Genomic DNA, 15,679 nt, shown 5'->3' with positions numbered 1-15,679 from the left:
TACGTTAATTTGCATCAATTAAATTTACCAAATTCATGATAGCTGGGCTGAAAAATATTTCCATATCAATGGACGATTTTGTCTTATTAAAAGCTGGAGATCAGTCAGTTTTTGGTGTCGTTTTTAATTATTATCAGCCGATTATCTATTTTAAAGTCCGGCAGCTCTGTAAAAATGATAGTGATGCAGAGGAAGTGACACAGGAAGTTTTTATCGAATTTTACTTAAAAAGAATGCAGCTTTCCGGTCCGGAAGCCATTTTTCCTTTTCTATTTGCTATTTCAAAAAGAATGGCCATATCCAATTTCCGTAAATCGCTGGTCCGGTCCAATTATCTACAGTCGCTTGAGCATACCTGGCTTGAAAATTCCTTTTCGCTGCAGGATGAACTGGAAGGCAAGGAGCTGCAGGTCATCCTGGAATCCATTATTGAACAATTGCCGCCACAGCAACAGGCAATTTACCGAAGGAGCAAATTTGAGGATCAATCTTATCAGGAAATTGCCGATGAGGAAGGACTCTCCAAAAATACGGTGCGCAATCACCTCAGCCTCGCCTCGAAATTTGTGCGGTTCAAGCTGGACAAAATCCTGTCCATCTTTCTTTTATAAGAAACTCAACTTGTGCATCGATTTTTTAATAGCGTATTTAGCAATCCCAGCGGCAAAAAAATGGCATCTATAATCCTTTTCTAAAAAAAATCTTTTGCATTGGTACTTTTTTCGGGTTCGCGCGATTATGTAGGTGAAATCGATCGAAAGGAATGAACCAAATTGAACAATACAGCCAATTAATACGTAAATATCTTGCTGATCAAGCCAGCAAAGAAGAACAGGATCTGCTTGTAGGATTAATGGATGATCCCGTATTTCTTCAGGCTTGGGAGAAAGTCTGGCGGGAGAATTCGTATGACGCACAGCCCGCAACGTACCCTGACCCACATCGGATGTTGGAAAATATAATGGCTGATCCCCGAATTACAACAGCGGCATCTACTCTCCAAAAGACTACAGATGGTCATTTTAATCTCAGAAGAAGTTGGTGGCAGGTTGCGGCAGTCTTTCTTGCGTTCTGCGGTGCCGTGCTATGGGGCTACTACAACTTTTATACCGGGGATAGGCTGCCGAAAGAGCAGCTGTCTAAGGTGTCGATCGTACCGGGTTCTGATAAAGCCATAATCATCCTTGAAAATGGAAAACAGATCGACCTCAGTTTGCTCCGTGCGGATACGGTCCTTGACCACGGAGAATATTTGATTACTAAGGATAATGAAGGTCAAATCAGTTATAGTCTCAAAGACAACCTGACATCAATAAATAATATCGTCTACAATACGATTGTAACCCCTAGAGGTGGAGAATATTCATTAAAGATGGCCGACGGAAGTCTTGTGCAGCTCAATGCAGGAAGTAAGATCAAATATCCTGTAAAATTTGATGCAAAGTTGCGGTTGGTGCAGCTTGAAGGTGAAGCCTATTTTGAAGTGGCTAAAATGGATAACAAAGGCAAACGGGTACCTTTTATCGTGCAAAGTGGAGCACAGACACTTGAGGTTCTTGGAACACATTTTAACATTAGGAGTTTTGGGGATCACATCGTTACCACATTGGTAGAAGGAAAAGTCAAGCTTTCTTTTGCCGATGCTACCTTAAAAGAACAGTTGCTTACACCCAATGATCAGGTCATTTTCGATCAAAATAGCAAGCGTGTGAAAAAAGAGCAAGTAGATCCCTTCTATAGTCTCGCTTGGAAAAATGGAAATTTTGCTTTTGATAATGCATCCATAGAGGCGGTCATGGAAGAGGTGGCACGCTGGTATGATGTTGAGATCAGTTACCAAGATCAGTTGCAGGGACAGCACTTCTCCGGGACAATTTCCCGCTATGAGAATATCGATAAACTATTGAAAACAATTTCTTTCGCCGGTGGTGTACATTTCGAACGTAAAGGAAGGAGGATATATGTGCTAAACTAACGCTAATGAGAAGGGAAGCATATATAACAATCAGGAGCGCGCCAACGCCCCTGAAAGTTCTGTCTTTTTCTCGACATGGATGACTAATAAAACCGTGAAATTTTATCTCAACCGAATGCAATTTACTAAAAAAAAATTGATCGCATTGCCGCAATTGTGGCAGGTGCGATCCCAGAAAATACCAATTTCTATGAAATTGTCTATAGCAATTCCTCTCTTATTTGCTGCCAATTTGCAGCTGCATGCATTTTCTTTTGGCCAGACCGTCCATCTGAAGCGGACCAATGTAAAGGTGAGTGCGGTCTTGAAAGAACTGCAGAAGCAAAGTGGATACAATATTTTTTACAACGAGTCGCTTATTGCAAAAGACGACCGTATTAGTGTGAGCTACCATAATATCTCATTTGAGCAAGCACTGAATGATCTGTTGACTCAGCTTCAGTTATCTTATGTGAAAGCAGATAATAATATAGTTCTGAACAAAAGAGTGGAACAGTCTGCTCGCCAAACATCGGTTACGGAAACTCCGCAGCGTTACCCGATCAAAGGATTTATTAAAGATGATCAGGGCCGGCCTTTGGATAATGTTACGATTAGTGAAAAAGGCAAAAAGGAGAAAAGCTTAAGTCGTGCGGATGGTAGTTTTCAAATTCAGGTAGACAGCCGTAATGGCATACTTGTCTTTACCATGGTTGGTTATGAGCCGCTTGAAATAGCGCTAGCACAGCAATCAACATTGAATGTAACCATGAAGCCCTCAGTCAACGCAATGGAAGAAGTTGTGGTCGTGGGGTATGGCGTGCAGAAAAAGGCAAATCTGACGGGGGCTGTGTCGCAGGTCAATGCCGATGATATCGCGTTGCGTCCAAGTGCGAATATAGCAGGTACGCTTCAGGGACTTATGCCCGGTTTAAACATCCAGCTCAATAACGGCGATCCATCCAAGGCACCTGATATCAATGTGCGCGGATTTAATTCCATTAATGAGGGCGGCCCGCTGGTATTGATTGATGGGATTGAGGGGAATATTACCCGCGTTAATCCTAATGACATTGAAAGTGTTTCTGTACTGAAAGATGCCGCCTCTGCGGCTATTTATGGCGCTCGTGGTGCTTTTGGTGTCATCTTAGTAACCACCAAAAAAGGTAAGGTAGGAACAGTGAAGGTGGATTATGTTAACAATTTTGCTTGGACGACACCGGCCTCACGTACCGATTATATTTCCGATCCCTATGTTTATGGGAAAACGGTAGATGCTGCGCTATATGGGTATAATGGCAGTTCTTATACACGGTACAATCCAATGGACTGGGAAGCGATCAAAATGGTGGCTGCGGGTGAGATTGCGCCCTTTCATGAGAAACAGGCGGATGGAACTTACAAGTTTTTCTATAAAACCAATTGGTGGGATTACCTATTTAAAAAATATCAGCCTTCCAATTTCCATAATATTGCCATTTCTGGAGGTAGCGAAAAGCTCAAAGCCTATCTTTCGGGACGTATGTTCAAAAGAGAAACAATCAATAATATCAATGACGATTCCAATATGGACCGTCAGAATATGAAATCCAATTTGGTATTCACACCCAACAGCTGGTTGGAAATTTCGAACAATACACAGTTCATCAACGAAAAGGATAAAGAATATGGTGGATATGCGAATGGTCTAGGGGGACTTTGGAGTACGACTACGTGGTATTATTTGATGCCTTTTTACCCCAATTTTGTAGACGGTATTCCAACAGATATAGGTGTAGGTACTGGTGGTCAAGGTGCGAATGCAGGACTCGAATCAGGAAAGAGCTGGGAGCTGCGCAATAGTGAAGAATTTACCAATACCTTCCGTGTGCTGCTCAAGCCATTGAAAGGCCTTCAGGTAAATTTTGATTATAGCAACCGTATCGAAAACTTTTCACGGAGCACACGCCTTAACCCCTTCAGTTATTATTCTGGCAATAAACTCAATTATGCGACTGCAGGGCTTAACCGTCTGACAGAATACCGCTGGAAAGACAAGTATAATGCGATGAACCTGTTTGCGACCTACGAAAAAAATGTGGCGCAAAAACATCAGTTCAAAGTATTGGTAGGCTACAATCAGGAATCCTTTGACCGGGACCGTATTGCCGGGGCCATGGACGACCTGCTGATCGAAGATCTATCTAACTTGGCGCTGGGGACTTCCATGTATAGCCTGAGCGGAACAGCTGAAAATTGGGCTATTCAGGGCGTATTTGGCCGTTTTAATTATGCCTACAATAATAAGTACCTGCTGGAAATAAATTCACGGTATGATGGCTCATCACGGTTTCCAAGCGGGAGCCGATGGGGATTTTTTCCCTCCGTCTCATTGGGTTGGCAGCTGGACCGTGAGCATTTTTGGGAATCGATCAAAGGCAGTATACCCACCTTAAAGCTCAGAGCGTCGTATGGCAAACTCGGCAACCAGACTGTAGGGGTCAATACCTTTAAGGAATTGATGACCGTGCAGCAGTTAGCTTGGCTAAATGGGGGTACCCGTCTTATCGGGGCCAGTACGCCGGCACCTTTACCCAATGTCGTCACCTGGGAACGGACCAAAAGCATTGACTTTGGTGTTGATCTTGGGCTGATTCAGAACAAGCTCAATGTTAATTTTGACTGGTATCAGAAGGATGTTGAAGGCATGTATCTTCCGGGCCAACCACTTCCAGCGGTATTTGGAGCTAATGAACCGCGCGAAAACTACGCGGCTTTGCGTAATAAGGGTTTTGAGGTTGGGATAACCTATCAGGATAAGTTTGACCTTGCCGGCTCAGCTTTGCGCTTCAACATTGCCGTGAATACCACTAATTTTAAAGGCATCATCACGAAATATAATAATCCACAAGGCTTGTTGAGCTCCTATTACGAAGGACAGGTGCTGGGGCAGATCTGGGGATACCATATCGACGGACAGTTTCAGTCTGATGCGGAGGCATTGAGCTATCAGAATAGTTTCCAAGATCCGCAATTGTCCCTCTCTAAAGTATATAACGATATTCTGAGTGTATCGCAAAACAGTGAATGGAATATGTTGCGCGGCGGCGATGTGAAATATGTGGATCTCAATGGTGATGGACGCATCGACAAAGGAGATAATACGCTTGCCAACCATGGTGATATTAAACCAATTGGCAATGCCATGCCGAAATTTCCATTTGGTGTCAATATGGGTGCTTCCTGGAATAATTTTGATCTTTCGGCAGCCTTTGCTGGTGTTGCCAAACAGGACTGGTACCCGACAGGAGATTTATACTGGGGATCCTATCAGCGGCCCTATCTTTCTTTTGTCCGTAAAGACTTGGTCGATAATGCATGGACGCCGGACAATAAAGGGAACAAGTATCCACAGATCTATCGGGGATATTCATCCTTACAGAGTGGAAGGTCACTTTACGAATTGAACGATTATTACCTGACCAATGTTGGGTTCCTACGAATGAAAAATTTTACGTTGGGTTACACCTTGCCACAGCAATGGACACGGCGCTATAAAGTCGAAAAATTACGGTTTTACTTTAGCGGCGAGAATCTGTTGACCTGGAACTTTGGGAATCTGACGAAGTATATAGATCCCGAACAGGCTGGTGCAATGATCAATTATAATTCGCCCGCAAGTGCCAATGATCCTGCAGATTCCTCAGAGCGAGGGCTACTGCGGGACTACCCCATGGGTAAAACGTATTCTTTTGGTTTAATGCTTACGCTTTAATACTTGACATCGCAATGATAATGACACTTAGAACAAATACCTATAAATTACTTGGTCTGTTGATCTTACTTTCGCTGGCAGCTTGTCAGAAAGATTATTTGGACCGTCCTTCGGAGGACCAGGTGGAAGCACCGTATTTTTTCAATACAGCAAAGGATCTGGAGGTTGCCACCAATGATTTTTACACTTTTTTGCCGAATGAATCTTGGTATACTAATGATGGTAGTTCGGACAATATGATCCCCCTCACGGTGGCCGATCGGATCAAGGGCAATCGAACTGTCCCCGTGGGAAGTGGTTCGGGCGGTTGGTCCTGGAGCCAGTTGCGCAAGATCAATTACTTTCTGGCCAACTACCATAAAGTTCCCGACGCTGCGGCACAAAAGAAATACGGCGGCATAGCCCGTTTTTTTAGAGCAAATTTTTATTACGATAAGGTGAAAACTTTTGGTGACGTGCCTTGGTATGGAAAGGTGCTGAGTGCCAAAGATGAAGACCTTTTCAAGGCCAGGGACTCACGGCAGCTGGTGATGGATTCCATTATGGCCGATCTGGACTATGCGATCGAAAATATACCAGCTGAAAAACAGCTTAACTTGATCACTAAATACACGGCGCTGCTTCTGAAAGCCAGGGTGGCACTCTTTGAAGGAACGTTTAGAAAATACCATCAGATCGCGGGATATGAAAAATTCCTGAATGAGGCTGTTAGTGCATCGGCCGAACTGATGAATACCGGGGCCTATACCTTGTACAGTCAGGGCGGTGCGGATCAAGCCTATCGGAATCTGTTTGCCCGAAATAATCAGGATCAGGTGGAGACTATCCTTGCCATTGATTTTGAACTGGGCATGCGTGTGCATGGCCTTGGCTATTCTTTTACCTCAGCAACTTCGGGGGCGTACGGTATCGCCAAAGATATGATCAATAGCTATCTGATGAAGGATGGAAGCCGCTTTACAGATAGATCGGGTTATAAGACCATGGAATTCTATCAGGAAATGCAAAATAGAGATCCAAGGCTGACACAGACAACAGCGGGGCCAGACTTCCGTGCTAACGGCGAAACAGCGAATGAGCCTGTCAACTTGACGATCACCACGACAGGCTACCGTCTGATCAAGGCGTTGCCGGATAAATTGCAATGGGGCGTATCGGCCTCTTATTTTGATGTCATCTTATTTCGTTATGCAGAGGCACTGCTGATCAATGCCGAAGCAAAAGCCGAACTTGGGAGGATCAGTCAAAGCGACCTCGACCTGACGGTCAATAAGCTACGTAGCCGCGCGGGGATGCCGATGCTATCCCTCGCTGAAGCGAATGCTAATCCTGACCCTTATCTGCTGGCCATGTATCCCAATGTCGATGCTGGTGCATTCAGGGGAGTTCTTTTGGAAATACGACGCGAAAGACGGATCGAATTGTTCAACGAAGGACAGCGCTGGGATGACTTAATGCGCTGGAAAGCCGGATCCAAACTGAATCAGCCTATTGTCGGGGTTTATTTCCCCGGTATCGGAGCTTATGATTTCACAGGGGATGGCAAGGCGGATGTGTATGTCCATACAGGTAACACATCGGGTGCACCGGGTACCGTGACCACATTGATCAATATCAATCAGCGGACACTTTATGATCCAGTTTCGAATACACAGAATGCCAATAAGGGGTCACTTGATCCATTTTATCAACGGGGTAAGTTTGATGAAAAACGTGATTACTATGCACCGATCCCAATCGAAGATATCAAGTTAAACCCAAATTTAAAACAAAATCCTGAATGGGAGAAATTATACAGATAACATGAAACAACTTATTTTTATTTCGATCTTTTGTTATCTTTTGATCCCCAGATATACCTACTGCCAAAAACAAGATCGGCCTGATTATGCCGTTGGCTACTCCCTTGATATCCGGAAGATAACATTGGAAAAGCTAAAAGAAGACAAAGCAATTGGTATGGATTATATAGAGATAGCAGGTCTCGGAAGCTTTGTCAATGCAGATCTCAGTTTAAAAATCCCGCAGGCTGAATGGTTGCTTAAATGCGATTCGTTAGCCATTGTACTGAAAAAAGCCGCGGTGAAGGTATGGTCTATCCATATGCCCTTTTCCGCCAAAATAGATATTTCTACGCTGGACGAACAGCAGCGGCAGCAGGTGATGCGTATGCACTTGCAGCTACTGGAAGGTCTTTACCGTCTTCATCCGCAGGTGATTCTGTTTCACCCATCCTACTACCTAGAGCCGAAGAGACGCGAGCCCCGCAAGGATCAGCTGGTACGTTCTGTCAATGAGTTGTACACGGCGGTATCGGGGGCAGGGGGGCAACTTGTCATCGAAAATATGCTCGGGCCTTCGTTGACGGTAGGGGAGCGGGAACGACCCCTACTGCGGACCGTGGAAGAATGTCAGGAACTTTTCGCCCGCTTTCCTCATCAGGTCGGCATTGCCGTGGATATGAACCATATTGCGCATCCCGAGCGACTGCTTTTGGCGTTTGGACCACGCGTCAAGACGCTGCACGTCGCGGATGGGGATGGAACGAAGGAAAGTCACTACCTGCCTTGTAATGGTAAAGGGCAGAATGGCTGGAATACCATATTGGCGGCACTTGAAAAAATTAAATATAAAGGTGTATTCATGTTTGAGTGTCATTATGAAACCACAGCCCAACTGATGGAATGTTACCGTCAGCTGCAGCAAAATTACAGCAATACAAAACAATAAGTAGGTTCAAAAAACATTGATGATAATGAAAAAATCGTTATATATTTTTATGGTTCTTTTGTTTGCCTTAGGCATACAGAGCTGTAAAAAAGATAAAATCGAAAGTGAGCAGCGGCTCCTGGTCGATCGGGATTATATGGAGGTAGGCAGTAGAGCCGATACCTATCAGTTGGACATCTTGGCAAATGCAACGATTACCGTAAGTAGCGACAAAGATTGGATCAAACTGGATAGTACCGTGTATCCCAAGGGGAAAAATAAGATCCGGTTTTCTGTTTCGAAAAATTCGGAAGACGAACGTTCAGCGACTTTGCTGCTCAAGCTGAACGATAATCTATCGCAGGAGATCTTGGTCTTGCAAGAATCCGGAAAAGTTCCCGTTTTTTATGTTACTCCTGCGGGTAAGGGGGATGGCAGTTCGTGGAGCAGTGCTACAGATCTCGATCAGGCACTCGAAAAAGCAACGACAGGCAGTACCCTATTCTTGGCCGAGGGAATCTATGTTCCAAGCAAAACCATTCGCAATGGCGATGTAAATGAGGAATCAGACAAAACCATAGAGATCGCAAAAAATGTCAGCCTTATCGGCGGATACGCGGCCAACGCCAAACCTGGAGATCAGCCCAATCCGGCCCTGTATAAAACCATCTTTCAGGGGAAGCTTTCCAGTGGAAAATCGGTGTTTCACACGGTCACAGTGACGGCAAACACGGATCCTGAAAATCAGGTTATGTTGGAAAATATCAGCATCAAGGGGGGGAATGCCACCGACCGAAGTGCAAGTACTACGATCGACAACATAAAATTCAGCCGTGGCCAAGGTGGCGGTATGTTGATCGGTATGGCTAAAGTCTTGCTCAAAAATGTGGATGTGGTTGACAATAAAGCGACTGCAGATAAGGGGACTGCTGGTTTTGCTGCTGGCATATATGCGTTTTCAGGGGCCCAGCTCAGGTTAGAAAACTGCCGTATCAACAATAATAGCAACAGTGGAAATAACGGCGGCGGACTATGGATCGCTGACGGGTCACTGATTGCCTACGATAGTCAGTTTAATCATAATAGTGCCAAAGGCACCGCAGGGGGCTTACATGCCTATCCAAATGCGGCGATTACACTCTATAATTGTGAGGTGATCGGAAATTCAAATACATCCTATGGAGCAGGTGTTTATCTGCGTGAAAAATCAAAAGGTGTATTCGTTAATTGCCTGCTGGCTGAAAATTCGAGCACATCAGCCAACGGCGGCGGCGGACTAATGCTGTATGATAACTGTCAGGCAGATGTGATCAGTACAACCATTACCAAGAATGCCGTTGTTGGTCCCGGCGGTGGTGTCTATCGCCGCAGCAATGTCAACAACCTGACTTTGATCAATTCAATCGTATCCGGCAATATCCAGGCGGGAAGCTCATCTGATGTTGATGCTTATTCAGATAACATCGCTGTCGTTCCATTAATCCAGCACACTGTTGTTACGAAAGCGGTGTATGGCGCTGATGGAAGCATTGATCCAAAAGTAAGTTTTGGACCTTCGACTATGCTGAATGCAGATTATCTACCTATCGGTGCCGGAAATCCCTCCATGAGTAACGGCTTAAGCTCTTCCGGATTACTGGAGCTTGCCAAGAAATACAAGCCGGCATTGGACGACAATCGTATACAAAAAGATATTAATAATAATCCACGCTCGTCCAACTGGATGGGTGCAAAAGTGAAATAAGATGAAGAAATTAAGCTGCTTATTTATTTTTATCCTTCTTTTATGGGGCAATAGCTATGGGGCAGAGCACAAGAATATCTTGCTTTTATTAGGTTCAGCCGATCCGGTAGTGCTTACCCAGCGAGTGGATGTTGCTGTTCAGCTCTACCGTATCCGGCCGATGGATGCTATCATCGTTTCGGGAGGATGTGGAGCACATGGGTCGAAGATCTGTGAAGCTTCTTCCATGGCGCTGCAGTTGGTCAGCAAAGGGGTACCTGCGGCATTGATCTTTAAGGAGGAAAACTCCAAGACGACCGTGCAGAATTATATTTTTAGCAGGCGACTTAAAAATAACGCTGGCGAGCAAATCATTCAGCCGGGAGATACGGTAAATGTAGTTTCCAACCATTGGCATGCGATTGCTGTCGCTGCCCGCCTGCAAAAGTACGATGGGGTGACAGCGAAGTTTTTTATTGAAGGCGCTATTCAGCCCAAAAAGGAGGACCGTCTTGATTATGCCGGAATATTTAACGCATACGATGACAATCATTTTTTTACATTAAAAGGAACCTGGCTAACACCTGAAGCCGTATGGGCAAAAAAAGACAGCACCTATTATCTTACACAGGATATCGTCTATACAACGGATGCAGCAAACAGCAGCTATAGCGTCAGTCCTGTGGAAAAGCTGTTTCCTTTTTTGAAAGGCATCTCAGAGTTTAATCCGCCAGTATATATCGATGAGTCCACCACATGGTACATTCTCTTTGATGGCTATTGCCGTAAAGTTTCAAAAAAGAATTATCAGGTACTGGATGAACAGCCTATTCAGGAATGGTTGAAGCTGCCAGACACATTGAACTGGAGCCAAATCAATACTGGGTATATCCAGGGAAAATCTTTGGTACTGATCGGAAGGGACAAGGTGCTATTGGCGGAGCAAAAAGGAAAGACCTTTCAGTATGTCAGGGAAACCCTGCCGCAACACTTTTTTGTCAACTGGCCCTATAGCTGGGGGGCGGGCAATGTAAGTGCTGCAAGATTGCAGCCAGGAGAAAATAAGGTCATCTTTTACCGCAATATGGAATCGGCCATATGTACTATTGACCAGAAAACAGTTGAAAAAGCGTTTCCATTAAAATTAAAGTGGATCGGCGAAATAAAGTAGAAAACAGATGAAAAGAAATTTTATATATAGCTTAATGCTGCTTTTTCTTGTTATTTCATGCAAGAAAAATGAGGGCGGAACGCAGCTGCCCTATGATTACAGTATTCCCCAGGAACAAAACTTGGCGGAGATTATCAATACGGCAACCTGGAATACAAAAACTGTTGCGGATGGTGTTGTGTGGAAGTATTACCAATTTCCGCGGATATTTGACTCCAAACAATATGTCAATGTATTTGAGATCGATCTGAAGAAAGGCATGCAGTTGGAAATTCCCTATGTGAAGACCGGATTTCTAAAAACAAGTGCCGCCGCCACGGCTAAGGGAGCTTTGGTTGCATTTAACGGCAGTTACTTTAATACCAGTACAGGCGGATCAACCGTGTTTTTCAAATACGATGGCCAGGTGATCAACCAGACGGTATATGGATTTAATAGCTACCGTGAAAATGGTGCATTTACCTTTACCGGGCAAAGCTATCAGATTGTGCCGAAGCCTGCGGGAGGTTGGGGTACCCTGAACGCTACAGCTGCATTGGCTGGCGGCCCACTATTGATGCAGGATGGTCAAGTACTGGAGCAGTTGAACGTAGATTTCAATACCAGTAGACATCCCCGCACAGCAATTGGGCTTACCAAGGACAGTAAGCTTATTGTAGCAGTTATCGATGGCCGCTCATCACAATCGCAGGGACTGACGATACCCCAGCTGGGCGAGTTAATGGCCGCTTTGGGCTGTACTTCAGCGTTAAACTATGATGGCGGAGGTTCCTCCACCGCCTGGGTGAAAGGTGAAGGAGTGGTTAACTACCCTTCTGACAATGGGAAGTTTGACCATGAAGGTGAACGCGCTGTAGCCACGGTATTTACATTAAAATAGAAACCATATATTTATATAGATAGAAGGCCATTTCACAGATAAGATGAGATGGTCACTATTTAATTTGAACAATTCTTATTGGTATTAGCTAAATGCATTTTATGTTCTTTTATCCTTTTACTGTTATTCTGGAAGTTGCGCGGCCAGTGGGCAAAGATTAGCTCAATTATCCCTAATCTTGCGTCAAGGTCGATGTGGATTATTACGTCAAAAGGGCCTGATTCTCATCAGACCCTTTCTGTTACCGTTTTTTTGCACAGTAATTTTTATTTTTCCTGTCGTTTCCTCTTTTTTGTTTCGTGATCCAATGTTTTTAAAACCTATTGGATTTTCACGTACGACGCCAATTTTTATGTTGAACCTTCCATTTGAAAGGTAGCTTGTAGCCGTTTCCAAATAGTTTTTTTGAAGTAAATTATTTTTTGATAAATTGAAAAAAAAATGAATACAGTATTATATCATCAAAAGCTTTTTTATATTAAATGAATACGAGATATTTTTTAGTACTACTTTTTCTCACAGTATGCCAATCGGCCTCGGCTCAATTTGCGAAAATCATTGACAAAGACGGCTATGTAAATTTGAGGAAGCGAGCTACAGTTAATAGTGCGGTCGTTTCAAAAATTGCTGCTGATGAAATTGTATATGCATTTGCTGATGAAAAGTTCGGCGACTGGGTAATTGTAGATTATACCGACAACCATAACAAGAGCATCACTGGGTATATACACCATTCAAGAATTAAATATATAGCATCCTATAAGCAAATCCCTAACATATTTTTTGATGAAGGCACAACAAAATTTGTGTCAAAAGATATATCCGTGCAAATAAATTCAGATCGTTTCGATTACGAGAAAAATAAAAGTGATTTTTCATCGACTCAATATGGTGAGCAGACCGTTTTAGACAAATTTAGGGGGCAGCAAGTCTGGGGAACAGATGGCGAGATCCCTACAAGCCATTACACCTCTATTCAAGCTACTATAAAGGGAAGATTTATCCAGATCCCAGAAAAGGAAATTGAAAGCCTATTTAATGTAAACAACGAGTTTGCTACATGCTACTATGATGACTCAAATGATATTTTATACATTACTGCTGTTAATGGCGATGGCGCTGGTGGGTATGCAGTTTTATTTGAGATTAAAAAAGGTAAATATAAAGCACGCGTGGTAACCATGCCATTTTAGCAATTGCGATAACGGCAAATTTACGTTTTTTTACTGACCGTCTTCTAAAGTTCATGGAGGCTGCGCGATATGAGCAGTGAATAGGATTTTGATTATACTGCTGTTATCTTTATTAAGTTGAAACAGAATTGTCCTGCCATTTTGAAAAATAACTAACTTTGTCCAATAGTATCGATAGATACATACAAGTATGCTAGAATGGTGAAAATAATGGTCGTAGAAGACAATGAACGCGTTGCTTCGAGTGTGAAAAAAGGATTAACAAGTCAGGGCTACCTGGTCAATGTTTTTGGTGATGCGGAATCAGCGATCAAAGAAGCCAAATCTGTTGACTATGATTTACTTCTCATAGACATCATGTTACCAAGAATGAATGGCATAGCGCTCAGTAAACAGATGCGTGCGGCTTACCCCAGAATTCCGATCATCATGCTCACGGCATTGGGCAGTATCGATGAAAAAATATCTGGTTTTGACGCGGGAGCCGATGATTATATGGTGAAACCTTTTGAAATACGCGAACTTTTTGCACGTATCGCCGTCTTGCTTAAGCGCCATCGTGAAATCAGTGAAGAAGAGATCCGAGGGCTGCTGACTTATGATCGTATCAGTATTGATCTGCGGAGTAAGCAGGTTCGCAGTCAGGGACAGCTTATCAAGCTGACTCCCAAAGAGTTTGATCTCCTCCACTTCTTTTTGAAGCATAAGGAAACCATGCTCAGTAAGGATGAGATAGCACGTAATGTCTGGAGCAAAAACTTTGATACTGGAACGAATTATATTGACGTATATATCAATTATTTACGTAAAAAAATAGACCGCGATTTTTCACCAAAATTGATTCATACGAAATCCGGACATGGATTTGTTTTATCCAATAAAGAATGAAGATTGTCAATAGAACCTCCTTGGTATTTACGTTCTCGTCGGCTATCATCTTGTTTCTATTTGCGTATGCGGTTTATTTCTTTTCTGAACTAAATCGAAAGGAAGAATTTGTGGACCGGCTGCGCTATAAGATCATCTGGCGCGCAGAATTTATTTTTGATGCTAAAGTACAGGAAAATCAGATCAGAAAAATTCACGAACAAAACAAGAAACTGATCAATGAAGCGCAGATAACGGTTTTCGATCAGCAGGATAAGGTGGTTTTTGCCGACATCGGTGAGCAAGCGTATCCAAATGTTAGATTAGAATCGATCAAAAGGTCTAATTTTTTAACTTGGGAACAAGGTAAAGAATTGTATATGGGCTTGAACTATAAATTTGAGGGCAAGCCATTTTTCTTAATCGGACATGCGTATGATGTCACAGGCTTTGCGCATATGGAACGGCTAAAAAATATTTTGATAACGATCTATATTGTTGCCCTGTTTTTCATTTTTTTCTCTTCATTCCTATTTGCACGGTATATTCTAAAGCCAATCAATTACATTATACATCAGATAAAGGATGTGTCTGAACATAACTTGAGCACGCGCGTCTCTGATAGCAATGCGAAAGACGAACTCTCAGAACTTATCGAAACATTTAACAATACGTTCAATCGGTTGGAAAAATCTTTCAATAACCAGCGCCATTTTGTCGCCATTATTTCCCACGAGTTTAGAACACCTTTGGCTGCTATGATCGCCGAACTGGAATTGGCGCAGCAACTGAATACCAATGTGGATGAGTATTTTACCTCTATTGATAGGGCATTGCTCGATGCGAAAGAGGCTACGGTACTTTCGACAGCCTTGCTGGATTTTGCCCGGGCAAACTACGATAGTTCGCAGGTAAATTTTGAAGAAATCAGACTCGACGAAATACTGCTGGAAGCGAAAATAGTCGTCTTAGAGAAAAATAAAGACTATCGCGTGAGCATCTCTTTTGATGCAGATGCAGCAATCGACGAAGAAGAAATCTGGGTTTCTGCAAATGCCTACCTCTTGAAAGTGGCCTTTGCTAATCTGATCGAGAATGCCTGTAAATATAGTGCCAATCATTCTGCTCAGGTATTGCTCTCCAGAAATAATACCATAGCACAGGTACAGGTAAAAGATAATGGTATCGGAATAGACAGCAAGGATATCCCGCATATCTTTGATTTGTTTTACCGTGTGGCGGGTACGCCTTCAAAAGAGGGACATGGCATCGGCCTCTCGATTGTTCAGCGGATTATTGAGATGCATCAGGGTACCGTAGCGGTTAATTCAACGCTCCATGTAGGGACCGTATTTATAGTCGAACTTAAACTTGCCTATCCAAAGGAGCTTGAATAAGCTAGAAATTCTAATGGTTTTCTAATAATAT

Annotated in this window: 11 protein-coding genes; all 11 read left to right on the top strand. The window is 43.3% G+C overall.

Annotated features, from left to right (window positions below):
* Positions 1-68 precede the first annotated feature (68 nt).
* The 11 genes from B2107_RS10915 to B2107_RS10865 all read left to right on the top strand — a co-directional run bounded on the left by B2107_RS10915 (position 69) and on the right by B2107_RS10865 (position 15,648).
* Positions 69-611, top strand: coding sequence for an RNA polymerase sigma factor (locus B2107_RS10915; RefSeq protein WP_293955665.1), 543 nt, complete (start codon positions 69-71; stop codon positions 609-611).
* A 152-nt stretch (positions 612-763) separates the two neighbouring features.
* On the top strand, positions 764-1,975 hold the full coding sequence (locus B2107_RS10910; RefSeq protein WP_293955664.1) for a FecR family protein: 1,212 nt from the start codon (positions 764-766) through the stop codon (positions 1,973-1,975).
* Between the two features lie 190 nt (positions 1,976-2,165).
* Positions 2,166-5,708: a TonB-dependent receptor gene (locus tag B2107_RS10905; protein WP_293955663.1), complete on the top strand. Its 3,543-nt coding sequence runs from the start codon at positions 2,166-2,168 to the stop codon at positions 5,706-5,708.
* 20 nt (positions 5,709-5,728) lie between these two features.
* Positions 5,729-7,510 (top strand): RagB/SusD family nutrient uptake outer membrane protein, encoded by a 1,782-nt coding sequence (locus B2107_RS10900; protein WP_293955662.1) that lies wholly within the window; start codon positions 5,729-5,731, stop codon positions 7,508-7,510.
* A gap of 1 nt (position 7,511) precedes the next feature.
* Positions 7,512-8,438 carry a sugar phosphate isomerase/epimerase family protein gene (locus B2107_RS10895; RefSeq protein WP_293955661.1) on the top strand — a complete coding sequence of 309 codons (927 nt, stop codon included), beginning with the start codon at positions 7,512-7,514 and terminating at the stop codon, positions 8,436-8,438.
* A gap of 25 nt (positions 8,439-8,463) precedes the next feature.
* Positions 8,464-10,161, top strand: a complete 1,698-nt coding sequence (locus B2107_RS10890) for a right-handed parallel beta-helix repeat-containing protein (RefSeq protein WP_293955660.1) — start codon at positions 8,464-8,466, stop codon at positions 10,159-10,161.
* Between the two features lies 1 nt (position 10,162).
* Entirely contained in the window at positions 10,163-11,311 is a 1,149-nt protein-coding gene (locus B2107_RS10885) for a YdcF family protein (RefSeq protein ID WP_293955659.1), read from the top strand.
* A 7-nt stretch (positions 11,312-11,318) separates the two neighbouring features.
* Positions 11,319-12,191, top strand: a complete 873-nt coding sequence (locus B2107_RS10880; protein ID WP_293955658.1) for a phosphodiester glycosidase family protein — start codon at positions 11,319-11,321, stop codon at positions 12,189-12,191.
* A gap of 482 nt (positions 12,192-12,673) precedes the next feature.
* Positions 12,674-13,384, top strand: a complete 711-nt coding sequence (locus B2107_RS10875) for a hypothetical protein (RefSeq protein ID WP_293955657.1) — start codon at positions 12,674-12,676, stop codon at positions 13,382-13,384.
* A gap of 198 nt (positions 13,385-13,582) precedes the next feature.
* A complete protein-coding gene (locus B2107_RS10870) occupies positions 13,583-14,272 on the top strand; it encodes a response regulator transcription factor (RefSeq protein WP_293955656.1) in 690 nt (229 codons plus the stop codon).
* Complete coding sequence (locus B2107_RS10865; protein WP_293955655.1) at positions 14,269-15,648, top strand: sensor histidine kinase; 1,380 nt, start codon at positions 14,269-14,271, stop codon at positions 15,646-15,648. The genes B2107_RS10870 and B2107_RS10865 overlap by 4 nt, the downstream gene beginning before the upstream one ends.
* Positions 15,649-15,679 lie beyond the last annotated feature (31 nt).

The sequence above is a fragment of the Sphingobacterium sp. UBA7855 genome (assembly GCA_002500745.1).
Classification (GTDB): Bacteria; Bacteroidota; Bacteroidia; order Sphingobacteriales; family Sphingobacteriaceae; genus Sphingobacterium.
Note: the sequence above shows the minus strand (reverse complement) of the source record. Positions and strands in the feature narration are given on the sequence as shown.

What these genes read in the sequence shown, in the direction of transcription:
- B2107_RS10905 (WP_293955663.1), top strand. Translation starts at nt 2,166, where the DNA reads ATGAAATTGTCTATAGCAATTCCTCTCTTATTTGCTGCCAATTTGCAG.
- B2107_RS10890 (WP_293955660.1), top strand. Translation starts at nt 8,464, where the DNA reads ATGAAAAAATCGTTATATATTTTTATGGTTCTTTTGTTTGCCTTAGGC.
- B2107_RS10870 (WP_293955656.1), top strand. Translation starts at nt 13,583, where the DNA reads ATGGTGAAAATAATGGTCGTAGAAGACAATGAACGCGTTGCTTCGAGT.
- B2107_RS10885 (WP_293955659.1), top strand. Translation starts at nt 10,163, where the DNA reads ATGAAGAAATTAAGCTGCTTATTTATTTTTATCCTTCTTTTATGGGGC.
- B2107_RS10895 (WP_293955661.1), top strand. Translation starts at nt 7,512, where the DNA reads ATGAAACAACTTATTTTTATTTCGATCTTTTGTTATCTTTTGATCCCC.
- B2107_RS10875 (WP_293955657.1), top strand. Translation starts at nt 12,674, where the DNA reads ATGAATACGAGATATTTTTTAGTACTACTTTTTCTCACAGTATGCCAA.
- B2107_RS10900 (WP_293955662.1), top strand. Translation starts at nt 5,729, where the DNA reads ATGACACTTAGAACAAATACCTATAAATTACTTGGTCTGTTGATCTTA.
- B2107_RS10910 (WP_293955664.1), top strand. Translation starts at nt 764, where the DNA reads ATGAACCAAATTGAACAATACAGCCAATTAATACGTAAATATCTTGCT.
- B2107_RS10865 (WP_293955655.1), top strand. Translation starts at nt 14,269, where the DNA reads ATGAAGATTGTCAATAGAACCTCCTTGGTATTTACGTTCTCGTCGGCT.
- B2107_RS10880 (WP_293955658.1), top strand. Translation starts at nt 11,319, where the DNA reads ATGAAAAGAAATTTTATATATAGCTTAATGCTGCTTTTTCTTGTTATT.
- B2107_RS10915 (WP_293955665.1), top strand. Translation starts at nt 69, where the DNA reads ATGGACGATTTTGTCTTATTAAAAGCTGGAGATCAGTCAGTTTTTGGT.